Genomic DNA, 16,977 nt, shown 5'->3' on the forward strand with positions numbered 1-16,977 from the left:
TTTAATATAAAGTGGGAGGAAAAATGAAGTTGGATATATTGAAGCATGTGCTTGTGCCCCAGCATGAAATTTTGAGAGAAGAGGAAGTGAAAAAATTAATCAAAACCTATAATATCTCAAAAGAAAATTTGCCTAGAATACTTGTTGATGATCCTGTTGTAAAAGCTATAGGGGCAAAAGAAGGAGATGTAATAAAGATTACAAGGAATAGTCCAACCGCAGGAAAAAGTGTTGTATATCGCTTGGTTGTCGCGAGGGGGATAGAATGAGGGGGTTAATAGATGCTTTTTTTAGGGAAAGAAGTATAGTGAATCACCATTTAGCATCTTTCAACGATTTCCTTGACAGGAGATTGCAGGAAATAATAAATACAACAAGAGTTGGGGAAGGAGAAGAAGAAAGGCTAGAGATGGGGTATATTCATCCAGAAATAGAGGGATATAAAATAAAGCTCGGTAAAATAAGAGTTGGAAGACCTGTTGTAAAAGAGGCAAATGATGAAGAGCATGTAATAACCCCCGCAGAGGCAAGATTGCGCGACTTAACTTATGAAGCACCAGTATTTCTTGAATTCATTCCAGTAATTGAAGGAAAAGAAAGAGATGATCTTGTAGAGGAAGCAAAGATAGGGACTATTCCAATAATGGTAAAATCGAAGAAATGCAATATTTCAAGAGAAATTCTTGAAGAGGAAGCAGGAAGAAAATTGAGCGATATGGAGTATGAAAATAAACTAATAGAGAAGCAAGAAGACCCCCTAGACCCTGGTGGATATTTTATAATAAATGGTACAGAAAGAGTTTTAATCACCCTAGAAGACCTAGCACCAAATCGAGTTCTTACTGAAAAAATAGATAGATATGGATATGTTGTTGAAAGTGCAAAAGTATTTTCTCAGAAAGAGGGTTTCCGCTCTCTAGTATCAGTTGAAAAAAGGAAGGACGGAATACTGATGGCGAGCTTGCCAAATGTTGCAAGTCCTATCCCTTTATTTATTTTATTAAAGGCTTTCGGTCTTGATAACCAGACAATATTTGATAATATGGCTTCTTATCCAGAGACAGAAGTTTTTATTTATGCAAACATAGAAGCTTGCGAACAAGAATACGAAGTCAGAAATGAAGAAGAAGCAATTGAATTTCTTGGAAAAAAAATAGCGGGTGGGCAGGCAAAGGAATATAGAAAAGAAAGAGTAAAGGAATTGTTAGACAAAACTCTTCTCCCCCATTTAGGAAATGAAACATCTGATAGGATAAAGAAAGGTGTATTTCTTGCGAGAATGGGTGAGGCGGTTCTTGAATTAGCTCTTGGATATAGAAGTGAGGATGATAAAGACCATTATGCAAATAAGAGATTGCGCCTTGCTGGCGACTTGATGGAGGATTTGTTCAGAGTTGCTTTTGTTGCACTATGTAAGGATTTAAAGTATCAAGTTGAAAGGCTATATGCGAGGGGCAAGGAATTTGAAGAGATAAAGATAAAACCTCTTGTGAGGGAGGATGTTTTTAATCAAAGAGTTAGCCATGCAATGGCAACAGGGAACTGGGTTGGGGGAAGAACAGGAGTAAGCCAATTACTGGATAGAACATCAAATCTCTCCACTATAAGCCATCTCAGGAGAGTAAATTCTCCTCTAACAAGGTCTCAGCCCCACTTTGAAGCAAGAGATTTGCATTCTACCCAATGGGGGAGACTTTGCCCAAATGAAACTCCAGAGGGTCCAAATTGTGGGCTTGTCAAGCATCTCGCTTTAACAGTTGAGATATCTGAGGGTTATCCAGAAGAAAAGGTGAAAGAAGAATTGAAGAAGCTAGGACTAGGGGAGGTTAGGAAAGGATTTAAGGGTGCAAGAGTTTATTTAAATGGCGATTTAATAGGAATTCATCCAGATGGCAGGAAGCTTGCAGAAGAAATAAGAAACAGGCGAAGAAGCGGGGAAATTGATAGGGAGATAAATGTTTGCTATTATGAAGAGAGCAATGATGTTGTTGTAAATTGTGATGCGGGAAGGCTAAGAAGGCCTTTAATAGTTGCAAAAAATGGAAGATTACTCTATACTAAAGAAATGAGAGAAAAAGTGAAGAAAGGGGAGCTTAAATGGAGTGATTTAATAAAAATGGGAGTTGTTGAATATATAGATTGTGAGGAGGAGGAAAATTGCTATATAGCCTCTTATGAAGAAGAGCTGAATGAAAAACATACACATATGGAAGTTGATCCCGTATGTATTCTTGGTGTGGGCTCAAGCCTGGTTCCATATGCGGAGCATAACTCTTCGCCAAGAATTACGATGGGGGCGGGAATGGGGAAGCAATCTCTTGGCTTTAGCGCTTCAAATTATAGAAAAAGACCAGATACAAGAGGGCATTTGCTTCACTACCCTGAGGTGCCGATAGTGAAAACATTTACTCAAAAGTATGTGAATTTTGAAAGAAGAGCTGCGGGCCAAAATTTTGTTGTTGCGGTGATGAGCTATAAAGGATATAACATGGAAGATGCTTTAATAATGAATAAAGCATCTATAGAGCGGGGATTAGGAAGAAGCACATTTTTCAGAACATATGTTGCGGAGGAACAACGCTATCCAGGCGGGCAGGAAGACCATTTTGAAATTCCAGACCCAGAATGCAGAGGAGTTAGAAGTGAGGACGCATATAATTTCTTGTCAGAGGATGGATTAATAACGCCTGAATGCGAAGTTAAAGGAGGAGATGTTCTTATTGGCAAAACATCACCGCCTCGTTTCCTTGAAGAACCCACAGACGTGCTAGTACCACAGAAAAGAAGGGAAACATCAATAACAGTAAGGCATGGTGAGGAAGGGGTTGTTGATAATGTTGTTATATCTGAAACATTAAATGGGGCAAGGATTGCAAAAATTAAGGTAAGAGATGAAAGATTGCCAGAGCTAGGAGACAAATTTGCATCAAAACATGGGCAGAAAGGTGTAATTGGCTTGATAGCGCCTCCCGAAGATTTGCCATTTACTGAAGAAGGAATAGTTCCTGATTTGATAATAAATCCGCATGCAATACCTAGCAGGATGACAGTTGGTCATGTTCTTGAAATGATAGGAGGAAAAGTTGGTTGTATGGAAGGAAGATTTATTGATGGTACTCCATTTTCAGGTGAGCCAGAAGAAGAATTAAGAAAAGCGTTGGTTAAAAACGGTTTTAAGCATAATGGTAAAGAAATTCTTTATGATGGTGAAACTGGAAAAATGTATTTAGCGGATATATTTGTAGGAGTAATATATTATCAAAAGCTTCATCATATGGTCTCTGGCAAAATACATGCGAGAAGCAGAGGACCTGTACAAATATTAACAAGACAACCAACTGAAGGGAGGGCGAGAGAAGGAGGGCTTAGATTTGGAGAAATGGAGAGAGATTGTTTAATTGGACATGGTGCATCTATGGTAATAAAAGAGAGATTGCTTGACGAATCAGATTCAACAATTCAGTATATCTGTGAGAATTGTGGGCATATTGCATTTAAAACAAGGAGAGGCTTCTTAAAATGTCCTCTCTGCGGGGATGATGCAAAGATATATCCTGTTGAAATGAGCTATGCATTTAAATTGCTTTTAGAAGAACTTCAATCTTTACTTATAGATCCAAAATTAATTTTGAGGGGGTTGGTGTAAATGGTTAGCATATCAAAAAAACTTATAGGGAAAATTGAATTTGGATTGCTTTCTCCAGAAAAAATAAGAAAAATGTCTGCTACAAGAGTTATAACTCCAGACACATATAACGAAGATGGCTTTCCAATTGATATGGGTCTTATGGATACAAGACTTGGGGTGATTGAACCAGGGCTAAGATGCAAGACATGCGGGCAGGGGGTGAGGGATTGCCCAGGTCATTTCGGACATATAGAGCTTGCAATGCCAATAATACATGTTGGGTTTGTAAAAACAATACATAACATAATGAAAGCAACTTGTAGAGGGTGCGGAAAAATACTTCTCACTGAAAAAGAGATAGAAAAATATAGAAAGGAATATGAAAAAACTGTTAAGATAGGAGGGAGCACTTCTTATCTTGCAAAAGAGCTGGCAAAAGATGCAGAAAAAACAACCGCGTGCCTATATTGTGGAAAAGAAAAATTGCCTGTCGATCTTGACAAACCAACAACATTTAGAGAAGCGGGGCATAAAATGACGCCTGCTGAAGTAAGAGAATGGATGGAAAAAGTTAGCGAAGCATTGGGAGATGATTTGAAATTGCTGGATGTAAATCCAGAATTTGCACGCCCTGAATGGATGATACTAACAGTTTTACCGGTTCCGCCTGTTACAACCCGTCCCTCAATAACCCTTGAAACAGGGGAAAGAAGCGAAGATGATTTAACTCATAAGCTTGTTGATATAATAAGAATAAATCAGAGATTACAGGAAAACAGGGATGCGGGTGCCCCCCAGCTTATTGTTGAAGACTTATGGGAGCTTCTCCAATATCATATAACTACTTATTTTGACAATCAAACCGCTGGTATTCCTCCAGCAAAACACAGGAGCGGTAGGTCATTAAAAACGCTTGCACAAAGATTAAAAGGAAAAGAGGGGAGGTTTAGGAGTAATTTATCTGGTAAGAGAGTTAATTTTTCGTCACGAACAGTAATCTCACCTGACCCAAACATAAGTATAAATGAAGTTGGTGTTCCGATAATTGTTGCGAGAGAGCTAACCGTGCCAGTAATAGTGAATCAATATAATATAGATAAGATGAAGGAACTTGTAAAAAGAGGACCTTCTCCAACTCCTCCACCTGGCGTAGTTTATTTGCCAGGGGTTAATTATGTTATAAGGCCTGATGGGAGGAGAATAAAAGTAACACCAGAAAATGCGGAAGCGGTTGCTGAAAAATTGGAGGTAAATTCAATAGTTGAAAGGCAGTTGCAAGATGGAGATATTGTTCTTTTCAATAGACAGCCTTCATTGCATAGAATGTCAATGATGGCTCATAGGGCGAAAATTTTGCCATATAAAACATTCCGCTTAAATCTTGCGGTTTGCCCACCTTATAATGCGGACTTTGATGGAGATGAAATGAATTTGCATGTACTCCAAAGCGAGGAGGCAAGAGCGGAGGCAGAAATTTTAATGAAAGTGCAGGAGCATATACTAAGCCCTAGATTTGGAGGGGCAATAATAGGGGCAATACATGATCACATTACTGGTTGTTTCCTTCTTACGTATAGAGATAGGGAATTTAGCAAGGAAGATGCAATAACAATTCTTTCATCTGCTGGCTATAAGGGGGAGGTTAAGGAAAGAATGAAGGGTAAAGAGATATTCAGCAAACTCTTACCCAAAGAGATAAATCTTGAATATAAAGCAAAAACATGCGTGGGCTGTGAGAATTGTTTGAAGGAGAGATGCCCTTATGATGCATATGTAATTATAAAAGATGGCGAGTTGATATGTGGCACAATAGATGAGAAAAGTATTGGAGCGTTTAAAGGAGAAATAGTTGAGTATATAGCAAGAAAACTTGGTTCTGATAAGGCAAGTGAGTTTATTGATAGAATCACAAAAATGGCGATAGCGGTCATTAGTTTGCTTGGTTTTACAACAGGTATAGATGATGAAGATATACCAGAGGAAGCAAAATTGCAGATCGAAGAACAACTTGAAAGAGCGAAAGAAAAAATAAAAGAACTGATAAGAGCTTATAATAGTGGTGAGCTGGAGCAAATACCAGGAAGAAGCCTTGAGGAAACACTAGAAATGGAGATAATGCGAGTAACAGGAAGAGCCAGAGACCAAACAGGAGAAATAGCGAGCAAGCACTTGGGTATGGATAACTCTGCGGTTATAATGGCAAGATCTGGAGCAAGAGGAAGCATGCTGAACTTGAGCCAGATGGCGGGTTGCGTCGGCCAGCAAGCGGTTAGAGGAGAGAGGATAAGCAGGGGCTATACTGGCAGGACGCTTTCTCATTTTGAAAAAGGAGACTTGGGGGCGGAAGCAAAAGGTTTTGTGACATCAAGCTATAAAAAAGGCTTGACTCCAACTGAGTATTTCTTTCATTCAATGGGAGGAAGAGAAGGACTTGTTGATACCGCGGTTAGAACTTCTAGAAGTGGATATATGCAGCGTCGTCTTATCAATGCTCTTGAAAATGTTAAGGTTGAAGAAGATGGAACTGTAAGGGCAACAACTGGGGAAATAGTTCAATTTAACTATGGTGAAGATGGTGTTGATCCAATGAAGAGCATTAGAGGAAAGGCGGTTAATGTTGATGCATTGATAAGGTGGTTATGATGGCTAAGGCAAAGATGGGTATAGAGGAAAAGATAAGAAAATTTTTAGAAGAAAAAAATGAATATTTACCTGATTCAATTATAAAAGAGATAGCTCAAAAAATTGAGGAAAATGGGCTTGAGAAAAAAATGAATAAGCTAGTGGAACTTGCAATTGAAGAATATAACGAAAGCATTGTTGATCCTCATGAGGCATGTGGAATTGTTGCAGCTCAATCCATAGGAGAGCCAGGCACACAGATGACAATGAGAACATTCCACTATGCGGGAGTGGCGGAGATAAATGTAACTCTTGGATTGCCAAGACTTATTGAAATAGTTGATGCAAGGAGTGAGCCATCGACACCAATGATGAATGTATATCTGGAAGGGATGTATAAAGTAAATAAGGAGAAGGCGAAAGAAATAGCAAACAAAATTGAAATAACTCGCCTAATAGATGTTGCGGATGTTGAAGCGGAGATAAGCAATATGAGGGTTGCTGTAATTCCGGATAAAAAAGCAATGGAAAGAAAAGGAATAAAAATTTCTGAAGTAATTGAAGCACTTAATAAAGTCAGCAAAGTAGAAATTAAGGAAGAGGGAGATAAGATATTTGTTGTTCCAGAAGAGGAGAGCTATCGCGAGCTCAGAAGAATTCATGAAGAAGTTAAAAGTATAAAGATAAAGGGATTGGATGGAGTAAAGAGGGCTATTATAAGGAGAGAAGGAGATGAATATGTTATATACACTGAAGGGAGCAATTTTGAGAAAGTTTTTGAAATAGAAGGAGTTGATAAAACAAGAACAACTACAAATGATATACATGCAATATATCGCGTGCTTGGTGTGGAGGCGGCGAGAAATGCGATAATAAATGAAGCTTATTCAACTCTTCAGGAGCAGGGTTTGAATGTTGATATAAGGCATATAATGTTAGTTGCGGATATAATGACATCAGATGGAACAATTCGCCCGATAGGTAGGCAAGGGGTAAGCGGGGAAAAAGGCTCTGTTATTGCAAGAGCGGCATTTGAAATAACTGTTGATCATCTACTCCGAGCGAGCAGGCGCGGGGAGGTGGATGAATTAAAGGGAGTTGCGGAAAATATTATAGTAGGTCAGCCAATCAGGCTAGGAACGGGTTCTGTTGAGCTTGCAATAGATATAAAGAAGATGAGCGAGGTGAAGAAATGATTGAGAAGGAGCTTTTGAGAGCAGTTAAAACGGGAAAAGTGCTATTTGGTAGTAAAATGGTAATAAAAAAGATAGATGATGCAAAAGCGGTGGTTATTTCTTCTGATTGTGTTCAAAAAGAAAAAATAATGAGTTTTGCTAAAGACAAACCAGTGTACATTTATAATGGAAACAATCTTGAATTAGGGAATGTGTGCGGTAAGCCGTTTGGAGTTAGTGCTCTTGCAATAATTGATGAAGGAAAATCAGGTATTCTTTCATTGATTGGGATAAAATGAAAATAAAGCTCACACAGGAGGAAATGAGCTACATAACAATAGCGGAAGGTTTTATTCGCACACCAATAATTGATTGTGTTGGAGGAGAAGACAGAATAACATTTGTTGTTGAAAAGGGAAAATTAGGAAAAGCGGTTGGAAAGGATGCAAGGAATATAAAAAAACTCGAAGAAATTTTTAAAAAAGAAGTAAGGTTTGTTGAATATGATGTTGATATAAAACAGTTCATAATAAATTTATTCAAGCCATTTAAACTAGATAAGATAATTTTTGATGAAAAAGAGAAGAGGGCAAGCGTTGTCGTAAATCCAAATGATAAAGGAAAGGCAATTGGAAAAGATGGAAGAAACATAAAAATCATAAGGGAAATAGCAAAAAGACACCATGGCATAGAAGAGCTAAAAGTGCTATGATTTTCTCAGAATAAGAGATTTTTTGATTAAGTTATTTTATTTTTTGTATTCACAATATGAGCAGTAAATTATTGGTTTTATTCTATTCTTTAAATCAGGTATTTGTTGATGCAATAGGGGAGAATGCAATTTGAGGCATAGCTTCGCAACCACTTGCTTGAAAGCGAACACATCTACGATATATTCAGAGTTACTCGAACATAAAAACTCAAAAACAACATATATTTATACGCATGTTAGTAACAAGGAACTAAGCAAAATAAAAAATCCTTTAGATAGTTTACATAAAAAGGAGAGGCGAATATAAAAATTAAAAAGTTATATAGTTCAAATATAATACTAAATTGGAATGATATGCGAACCAAGTTTGGATATAAGGAGTTATCCGGAATAACGAATAATAGATGAGGAGGTGATATAATGCCACCATCAGCAGTTAAAACCATCCGAGATCTGATCTATTGGCAATATGCTAATATTATCTTTGAGTCGGCAGGGGCCGGAAAGAAGCAGTATGCGTTCGTTATGAATCGTTTTAAGAAGTTGCGGTCAGGCGAGATTGAATGGCTTGGAGCAATTAGAGAATATATCCGAGAGCGTGAGATGCCAAATCAATGTATTTATTATGGCTCAACCATAGAGCTATCTTACGATCATCTTATATCTCGCAATCGCGATGGTCCAGACATTCCAGATAACGTTGTGATGGCTTGCAAAAGCTGCAACTCTTCAAAAGGTGATAAAGGAGTGTATGAATGGTTTAAACTTGACCGCCGTTATGAGGTACCTCGTGTGACTGAGGGAAAGTATCTAAAACTCCTATATAGACTTCACTCTGAGAAAGGTACTTTAGATGCTGGGAAGACAGATCTTGAAAAACTCTGTAATGGTTGCGAGCTTGGACACCTATGTGAGGAATCTACCTTAACTGTCTATTGTTTAGAGAGCATTTTAAGGAGGAAGAAATAATGACAGCGTATAACAGAGTATATCTAGTTGGGGATATGCTCTCACCCAAAATCCCTCACTTCACTCACTTCACTTACCCGCCAGCCGTTATACGCCATTGCAAAACCAAAAGTATTTAAATCTGCAACACTTGAAAATATAAAGAGGGAATAAAATGGGAAAGGTAAGAGAGAAGGTGAAGATCACGAGCCTGTTGAGCCCGATGAAAACGAGGGAAGTAGAAGCAGTCATTGATACAGGTGCAACGATGGTCGCTCTGCCACAGAATATAGTAGAAGAGCTTGGTTTGAGGAAGATAGGAGATAGGAGAGTTAGACATGCAAACAACCAAATTCAAATAAAATCTGTTTATAGAGGTGTAATTCTCGAACTAAAAGGAAGGAATGGGATATTTGATGTGTTTGGTGAAGTTGAGGGTTCAGAACCTCTCGTTGGACAAATAGTTTTAGAAGCTTTGGACCTTATAGTCGATCCTGTCACGAAAACAGTCATACTCAATCCAAGGTCCCCAGATATGCCCGTGACAGAGATACTCATCGCAAGAGAGTATAACAGCGGACATGCAACTCGTTTATGCTCGCCCAAATCCTGCGCTTCAGATACACTCGGAACTAGATACGCTATTTCGCTAAAAGAATGGAGGAATGAAGAATGTCTGATCGCTTGGTAGAAATATTTGAGGACGAAAAGCTTGTAGAGAAGATAAAGAGGCGTTTGCCTTATCTATTTCAACTTGCAGAATTAGAAAGTTCAAGGGCGGGCAGAACTGGAATGGAAGTTGGTTCTGTTCGTGAGAGGATAATAGTTGCTTTACTTATTTACAAATTTGGCGAAGCAAATGTAGAGACCGAGATTCCTATAACTGAGCCAGAAGTGGATGCAAAATTATTTGGAGAACCAGTATCCATTAAAACAATTACAGGCAAAAGTTTTGGTGGTGTAAAACTAATATGGACGGTTGATGTACAGAAAGCAAAAGAATTTCGTGAAAACTATTACCCCAACTGTGATATTCTCCTTATTCAAATAAACTGGAATGATGTTGGAGGATTTTATTATATCCCATTGAAAGTCCAAAAGAGGCTTTTTGATAGAATAGGCAGACAAAATTATATTAAACTTCCAAAACCTGGAACAAATCCCAGAGGCGTTGAAATCACTAAAGAAGCACTATCGAGTTTAGTTGGGGATAGTGAGTCAAAAAGTATCTCAATAAACTGGAAAAGAACAAAGATAGAATTTAATCCCTATAAAAGATGGGTTGACCTATGGAGGGAGGATTAAAATGAGATTTAATCAAAGAAAAGCAGGTACCAAAACAAGTGCTTTTGGCTCTCCCGGACGAATTAACCATGACTCTACCCCTTTTTATACAAGTAAACTATACGAGGAGCTACCAAAGGAGGAGATAATCGAGTATGTAGAAAATCCTGTCCCCTCGGAATTTCTGGATAAAATCTTTTGTAAAACCAGCGAAAAAATGGAGGAATTACCAGATAATAGCGTTCACCTGATGGTTACTTCACCACCTTATAATGTTGGAAAGGAATATGATGAGAACCTTACTTTAAATGAATACAGGGAATTTTTGAAAAGAGTATGGAGCGAGGTTAAAAGAGTACTTGTACCAGGTGGTAGGGTATGTATTAATATCGCCAATCTTGGAAGGAAGCCATATATCCCGCTTCACGTCTTTATCATCGAGGATATGTTGGATTTAGGATTTTTGATGAGAGGCGAAATTATCTGGAATAAGGCTTCCAGTAGTAGCCCTTCAACCGCTTGGGGTAGCTGGCTTTCTGCTAAAAATCCTACACTTAGGGATATTCATGAATATATTTTAGTTTTCTCAAAAGGCATGTTCAGCAGAGGAAATTTAAGAAGAAAGAGCACCATTTCTAAGAAAGAGTTTCTTGAGTTTACTAAAAGCGTATGGACATTTCCTGCTGAGCCAGCGACAAAGGTGGGGCATCCTGCTCCTTTTCCAGTTGAATTGCCTTATAGATTGATCCAACTTTATACTTTTGAAGGAGAAGTTGTTTTAGACCCATTCATAGGAAGCGGACAGACTGCGATCGCAGCGGTAAAAACAAAACGTCACTATGTTGGATATGACATAAATGAGGAGTATGTAAAGTTGGCAGAAAAGCGGATTAAAGAATTCTCTTTAGAGTTTAATTCTCCTAAGTTGTTTGAATTTGAAAAAAAGAAGGATGACAAAAATAGGCGGACAGCGTATAACACACCATAAAAGGTTCTTGCCTTTCTGCCCTCACCCAAATTTTTGCTTCAGATAAGCTCAGCTGTTAAGCGAAATTGGGGGAGATTACCATGTTCCTAAAAATATAAAGAGAAAACATGTCATCGAAGCAATAGAAGAAATTAAGAAAGCAGATTCCTAGGGCAAAAATTCAATTCTTTTGGGATATGATGGCGAGTATTATCCACAAAGTATTAGACTTCAAGAATTCAGAGAAAAATAATTTCCTAAAACATTTAGGTTTAACTAATAAAAGATGAGGAAATAGGGACTTATCCAGTTAAAAAATACTACTACACTAAACTGAAGATTTGTGAGGCTCTCCAAACTCATAGGGATTTCAAAAAATTTGTTAAATATGAGAAAAATTTTATTCTTTCCAGAGCTTTTCAAAAAATATAATAAATCATGTGCTATACACTTGTGCTTGATTTATTGTTTAATCCAAGAAGCGTTGCAATTATCGGGGCATCACATCATGAAGGCAAGATAGGTCATACTGTGCTCAAGAATATTGTTTTATCTGGTTATAAGGGAAAAATATATCCTGTGAATCCAAATGGGGGGGAAATTCTTGGTTTAAAAGTTTATAAAAGCATGGAGGAAATAAATGATGAAATTGATCTCTCCCTTATAGTTGTCCCTGCAAGCATTGCGGTAAATATAATTGAAGATGTTGCAAAAAAATCAAAGTTTGCGGTCATTATAACATCGGGCTTCTCAGAAGTTGGAAACATTGAAGGAGAAAAGACTTTAGTTGAAAAAGCAAGAAAATATGGAATGCGTATCCTCGGCCCGAATGTATTCGGTATTTATTCTGGAATTGCTCCCATAAATGCAACATTTGGCCCGAGCGAAATAAGAAAAGGAAATATAGCAATTGTAACTCAATCTGGAGCTCTTGGAATTGCAATGATTGGAAAAACCGCTGAAGAGAATATAGGCTTATCCGCAATAGTTTCCCTCGGAAATAAATCTGACATAGATGAAGTTGATATCCTTTCCTACCTTTTCAATGATACACTGACAAAAGTAATATTCCTTTACATTGAAGGAATGAAAAACGGGCGCAAATTCCTGCAAATCCTCTCAAAAAAGCCAAAAGAAAAGAAAATAATTGTCCTCAAGGCGGGCAGAAGCAAAGCGGGCGCAAGAGCGGTTGCAAGCCACACAGGCTCACTTGCGGGAAGCGATGTCATATTTAGCTCCGCCTTCAAGCAGGCGGGCGTGTTGCGGGCGGAGAGCCTTGAAGACGGGCTTAACTGGGTTACAACTATTGCTTTATCCCCGGAACCATCTGGGAAAAATGTGGTGATTGTTACGAATGGAGGGGGGCTTGGAGTTATTGCTGCGGATGCATGCGAGAAATACGGTCTTCATCTCTTTGATGATGTTGAAACGCTTAGGAAAACTTTTCAGGATGTTATTCCTTCATTTGGCTCATACAGAAACCCTGTTGATGTAACTGGCCAGGCAAGAGGAGAGGATTATAAAAGAGCTTTGGAGAGGGCATTTCAAGAGGAGAGCATTCATTCAATATTAGCCCTTTATTGCGAGGCAGGGGATCTTACTCCTCAGGATATAGAGAAAGCAATAATGGAGACGCATCCAAAATACAATAAGCCTGCACTCTATGTTATATTTGGAGGAAAAGGAGCGAGCGATGTAATAAAATCTATGAATATGAAAGGCATTCCCGCATTCAGTGATGTGGAAGATGCGGTATCCTCACTATATGCTTTATATAAAGTTTGCGAAGAGAAGGAAGAGGAGGAAATTGAAGAGATTGAAATAAATGAAGAGAGAATAAGAGAAATAATAAAGGAGGCGGAGAAAGAGGGAAGGGATAAGCTTCTTTCAAATGAGGCAAAAGAAATAATTTCGTGCCTTAAAATAGATGTCCCTCCTTTTGAAGTTGCAAAAAATATTGAAGAAGCGATATCTATTGCAAACAAAATTGGCTATCCGATAGCAATGAAAATAATTTCTGAAGATATAATTCATAAGACAGATGTTGGAGGAGTGGTTCTTAATATAGATGATGAAAAAGAAGTGGCGGAGGCATATGAAGCAATAATTGAAAACTGTAAAAGAAATGCCCCGAAGGCAAGGATAAGAGGGGTGGAAGTAACAAAGATGGTTGAGAAAGGCGTTGAAACAATAGTCGGCGCCACAACAGATGATTCATTTGGAAAAGTTATAATGTTTGGTCTTGGAGGAGTTTATGTGGAAGTGATGAAAGATGTGTCCTTCCGCATTGCTCCTGCGCTAAAAAATGAGATAAGGAAAATGATAAAGGAAATAGAGTCATATCCACTGCTTGAAGGAGTCAGAGGGGAAAAGAGAAAGGATATAGATAGCATAATAGATACAATTTATAAGATAGGCATGCTTGTCACAAAATTTGAAGAGATTCAAGAGTTAGATATAAATCCTTTGATGGTATATGAAAAAGGTGTAAAGGTAGTTGATGCAAGAATTAGTATAAAGGTGAAAAAATGAAAAAAATCGTCATTTCATCCTTGGATAAAAAATCCGGGAAAAGTGTTGTTGAGATAGCAATGGGTAAAAGCCTAAACAAAAAGATTGGATATATGAAGCCGATAGGAAGCAATCCCGTGCATAGAGGGAAGAAAATTGTTGATTATGATACCCTTCTATTTAAAGAAATTTTTGATATTGATTATAGCATCGAGGAAATGTGTCTTGGAGTGCATCATTCAAAAATACTGCATTTTTATCCAGATGCAAAAAAAGAATTTATGAAAAGATTTGAAAAGTTATCTGATGGAAAAGAATTTTTTATGATAGAAGGTGGAGAATATATATGGGATGGGGCATCTATTGGAATAGATGCCCTATCTCTAGCTTCTCTTGTTAAGGCATCTCTTGTTTTTGTTTTATCAGGCGATTATTATGAAATCCTTGATAAGCTATCATATGTAGAAAAAATCACTGATGGAGCGGGAATAATAATCAATAAAACCAGGGAAAATATAGATGAAATTGAAAAGGGAGTTTCAAAAAGAAAAATGAAGTTTTTTGGTTACTTACCTTATATTGAAGAGCTTAGAAAAATAAGAGTTAGTTATCTTGCGGAGAAAATTTTTGCAAAAGTTGTGGCTGGTGAAGGAGGACTTAATAAAGAAATTGAAAATGTTTTTGTAGCAGCCCTATCCGCTCCTGAAATAAAGAGGCATCCTGATTTCAGAAAGGGTAAAAAGCTTATAATTACTGGAGGAGATAGAACGGATGTTATAACCGCCTGCCTTGAAGAAGATACTTCATGCATTTTACTCACAAATAATATAGTTCCTCCCGCAACAATAATTGCAAAAGCAAATGAAAAAGAGATACCTCTTCTTTCAGTTAGGCAGGATACTTATACTGTTGCGAAAATGGTTGATGGATTACAGATGGCAATACTTCCAGATGAAAAGAAGAAAATAGAAGAAATTGAGAAGGCAGGAAGAAAACATCTCATGCTCGATGAATTAATTTCATGAAAGGAATAATTGTTCATGGTGGTGCGTGGAATATACCAAAAGAATTGCACTCCGCCCATCTAAAAGGTTGCAAAAAAGCGGTTGAAATTGGTTATGAATATTTAGATGAAGATGTCTTGAAGGCGGTTGTTGAAGCAATTGCTTATATGGAAGATGATGAAACATTTGATGCGGGAATTGGTTCATTCCTAAATGAGGATGGAGAAGTAGAGATGGATGCAATTGTTTTTGATGGGAAAAATAGAAGATTTGGTTCGGTATGTGCGGTAAAAAGAATAAAGAATCCTGCGAGGGTTGCAAATTTGATATGCAATGAAGAAAACTTCTCCATTCTTGTTGGGGAGGGGGCGGAAAAATATGCTTGCGATAAGGGTTTTGAATTAATTGAAAACAGGATTTTGGTAACTGAAAGAGAAATTAATAGATGGAAGGAAATGAGGAAAAACAATTTCAAGCCATCAATGGCATTTTCAACAGTTGGGTGTGTTGCGGTTGATTCGAATGGAAATGTTGCTTGTGCTACTTCAACAGGAGGAACACCAATGAAAAAGAAGGGAAGGGTAGGCGATACACCAATTCCTGGGGCGGGCACATATGCAACACCTTTTGGAGGAGCATCTTCTACCGGGTATGGAGAGACTATTTTAAGGGCGATGCTTGCAAAAAATGTTTGCGATTTGATTGAGAGAGGATATGATGTTTTTTATGCATGTAGGAAAGGAATTGAAAAATTAGCAGAATTTGAAAATGGATTTGGAGGGGTAATAGCAATGAATAATAAAGGAGAATATGGATTTAGCTTTAACACTCCTTATATGGCAATAGCATTCAAAAGTGAGGAAGAGAGTTTTTGCAGGATTTAAACTCTATAAACTTCAATTTCCTCGAGCTCTTTTTTCTTTGTTTCATATGGTTTTGTGAAAATAACAATAAGAAATGCAATTATTGGATAAATTGCGGTAAATGTCCAGAAGAATTTCATATCGGTTAAAACCCTGAGCAAACCAGATATTATTAAGGGAACAATTATGTAAGAGGGGCGGGCAGAAGTAGTTGTCCATCCAAGGCATGATCCCCTTATATCTGTTGGAAATATTTCTGGCAAATAAACTATTATCCAGGTATACATGAACATGAAGAAGAAATAGGTTATCGGGAAGAATACAAGAATAAGATTTCCAGGCAAGAAATCTAATAAGATGAAAAGAATTGCAACAACAATACAGCTAAAAGCAAGGGTCTTTCCTCTTCCTACCTTATCCATCATCCATCCCGCAAGAAATCCAGCAAATATACATAGTATTTGAGCGGTTAAGAAAACAAGCAAAAATGTATTTTGGGAATAATTTCTTATATCCTGCAAATAATGTCCAACATATTTCAGATGGAATGAGATCGCAAGCCAGCAGAACCATATCGCGGTTCCAATTGCTATATATCTGAGATCCTTCCTCTTTATCACACCAATTCCATAGAAATGTTTTTTTCTCGCTCCTTTCTTCCTCTCTTCTTTTATCTTTTCATATCTTCTCGTCTCTTTCATGAATAACCATCCAAGAATAATCAAAAGCATGAAAACAAAACCAAATGCATAAATTCCCTTCCATCCAAATCTTGGAATTATTATGAAGGAAGCAATTGGTGCAAGAGGAATTAAGCTTATGCTATAAACGATTCCCATAAGCTTTCCCCTAGAGCTTGCCGGGGCTTCCTCTTCAACTGGTATGGTCCACATGTTTGAAACCAATGCGAAATTTATAATTGCATAGAAAATCATGAACAAATGGAAGGTATTCGCGAAATAGAAAATTGCAATAGATGGAAGTCCCATCATTAAAAGCAATAGAAGAATTGATAATTTTCTTCCTATTATATCATTTAGTCCATTTAACAAGAAGATAAATAAAGACGGGACTAAATACAATGCTTCCCACATTGAAAATTCAAAATCTTTTATTGAATATTCTTGAAGTAGGTGAGGAAGTGCAACCGCTATAACAGTTGATAGATACCAGTCAAGAAGAGCAATAAGCCCCATTAAAATCACAAGATAAATTAAATATTTTTTGCTTCTCTCTTGCATAAAGGTAAATTTACCCTCTTTA

At 37.5% G+C, this 16,977-nt stretch carries 14 protein-coding genes; 13 read left to right on the forward strand and 1 reads right to left on the reverse strand.

What is annotated here, in order from left to right:
• The first annotated feature begins 29 nt into the window (after nucleotides 1-29).
• The 13 genes from H5T44_02330 to H5T44_02390 all read left to right on the forward strand — a co-directional run bounded on the left by H5T44_02330 (nucleotide 30) and on the right by H5T44_02390 (nucleotide 15,735).
• Complete coding sequence (locus H5T44_02330; GenBank protein MBC7081072.1) at nucleotides 30-269, forward strand: DNA-directed RNA polymerase subunit H; 240 nt, start codon at nucleotides 30-32, stop codon at nucleotides 267-269.
• Nucleotides 266-3,646, forward strand: coding sequence for a DNA-directed RNA polymerase subunit B (locus H5T44_02335; protein ID MBC7081073.1), 3,381 nt, complete (start codon nucleotides 266-268; stop codon nucleotides 3,644-3,646). The genes H5T44_02330 and H5T44_02335 overlap by 4 nt, the downstream gene beginning before the upstream one ends.
• Nucleotides 3,647-6,271, forward strand: a complete 2,625-nt coding sequence (locus H5T44_02340) for a DNA-directed RNA polymerase subunit A' (GenBank protein ID MBC7081074.1) — start codon at nucleotides 3,647-3,649, stop codon at nucleotides 6,269-6,271.
• Between the two features lie 14 nt (nucleotides 6,272-6,285).
• Nucleotides 6,286-7,446, forward strand: a complete 1,161-nt coding sequence (gene rpoA2, locus H5T44_02345) for a DNA-directed RNA polymerase subunit A'' (GenBank protein MBC7081075.1) — start codon at nucleotides 6,286-6,288, stop codon at nucleotides 7,444-7,446.
• Complete coding sequence (locus H5T44_02350; GenBank protein ID MBC7081076.1) at nucleotides 7,443-7,724, forward strand: 50S ribosomal protein L30e; 282 nt, start codon at nucleotides 7,443-7,445, stop codon at nucleotides 7,722-7,724. Before rpoA2 ends, H5T44_02350 begins: the two co-directional genes overlap by 4 nt.
• Nucleotides 7,721-8,137: a NusA-like transcription termination signal-binding factor gene (locus H5T44_02355; GenBank protein MBC7081077.1), complete on the forward strand. Its 417-nt coding sequence runs from the start codon at nucleotides 7,721-7,723 to the stop codon at nucleotides 8,135-8,137. Before H5T44_02350 ends, H5T44_02355 begins: the two co-directional genes overlap by 4 nt.
• A gap of 420 nt (nucleotides 8,138-8,557) precedes the next feature.
• Complete coding sequence (locus H5T44_02360) at nucleotides 8,558-9,106, forward strand: HNH endonuclease (protein ID MBC7081078.1); 549 nt, start codon at nucleotides 8,558-8,560, stop codon at nucleotides 9,104-9,106.
• 154 nt (nucleotides 9,107-9,260) lie between these two features.
• Nucleotides 9,261-9,776, forward strand: a complete 516-nt coding sequence (locus tag H5T44_02365) for a retroviral-like aspartic protease family protein (protein MBC7081079.1) — start codon at nucleotides 9,261-9,263, stop codon at nucleotides 9,774-9,776.
• Nucleotides 9,758-10,390: a ThaI family type II restriction endonuclease gene (locus tag H5T44_02370; protein ID MBC7081080.1), complete on the forward strand. Its 633-nt coding sequence runs from the start codon at nucleotides 9,758-9,760 to the stop codon at nucleotides 10,388-10,390. The genes H5T44_02365 and H5T44_02370 overlap by 19 nt, the downstream gene beginning before the upstream one ends.
• 1 nt (nucleotide 10,391) lies before the next feature.
• The gene (locus H5T44_02375) at nucleotides 10,392-11,357 is read left to right on the forward strand and encodes a site-specific DNA-methyltransferase (protein ID MBC7081081.1); all 966 of its coding nucleotides are present in this window, start codon (nucleotides 10,392-10,394) and stop codon (nucleotides 11,355-11,357) included.
• Between the two features lie 417 nt (nucleotides 11,358-11,774).
• On the forward strand, nucleotides 11,775-13,868 hold the full coding sequence (locus H5T44_02380; protein MBC7081082.1) for an acetate--CoA ligase family protein: 2,094 nt from the start codon (nucleotides 11,775-11,777) through the stop codon (nucleotides 13,866-13,868).
• A complete protein-coding gene (locus H5T44_02385) occupies nucleotides 13,865-14,872 on the forward strand; it encodes an AAA family ATPase (GenBank protein ID MBC7081083.1) in 1,008 nt (335 codons plus the stop codon). Before H5T44_02380 ends, H5T44_02385 begins: the two co-directional genes overlap by 4 nt.
• Nucleotides 14,869-15,735 carry an isoaspartyl peptidase/L-asparaginase gene (locus tag H5T44_02390; GenBank protein ID MBC7081084.1) on the forward strand — a complete coding sequence of 289 codons (867 nt, stop codon included), beginning with the start codon at nucleotides 14,869-14,871 and terminating at the stop codon, nucleotides 15,733-15,735. Before H5T44_02385 ends, H5T44_02390 begins: the two co-directional genes overlap by 4 nt.
• Here H5T44_02390 and H5T44_02395 read toward each other — a convergent pair.
• Nucleotides 15,732-16,955 carry an MFS transporter gene (locus H5T44_02395; protein MBC7081085.1) on the reverse strand — a complete coding sequence of 408 codons (1,224 nt, stop codon included), beginning with the start codon at nucleotides 16,953-16,955 and terminating at the stop codon, nucleotides 15,732-15,734. The two genes, H5T44_02390 and H5T44_02395, sit on opposite strands and share 4 nt — an antisense overlap.
• Nucleotides 16,956-16,977: the final 22 nt, after the last annotated feature.

The organism is Thermoplasmatales archaeon, from assembly GCA_014361195.1.
Lineage (GTDB): Archaea > Thermoplasmatota > E2 > UBA202 > JdFR-43 > JACIWB01.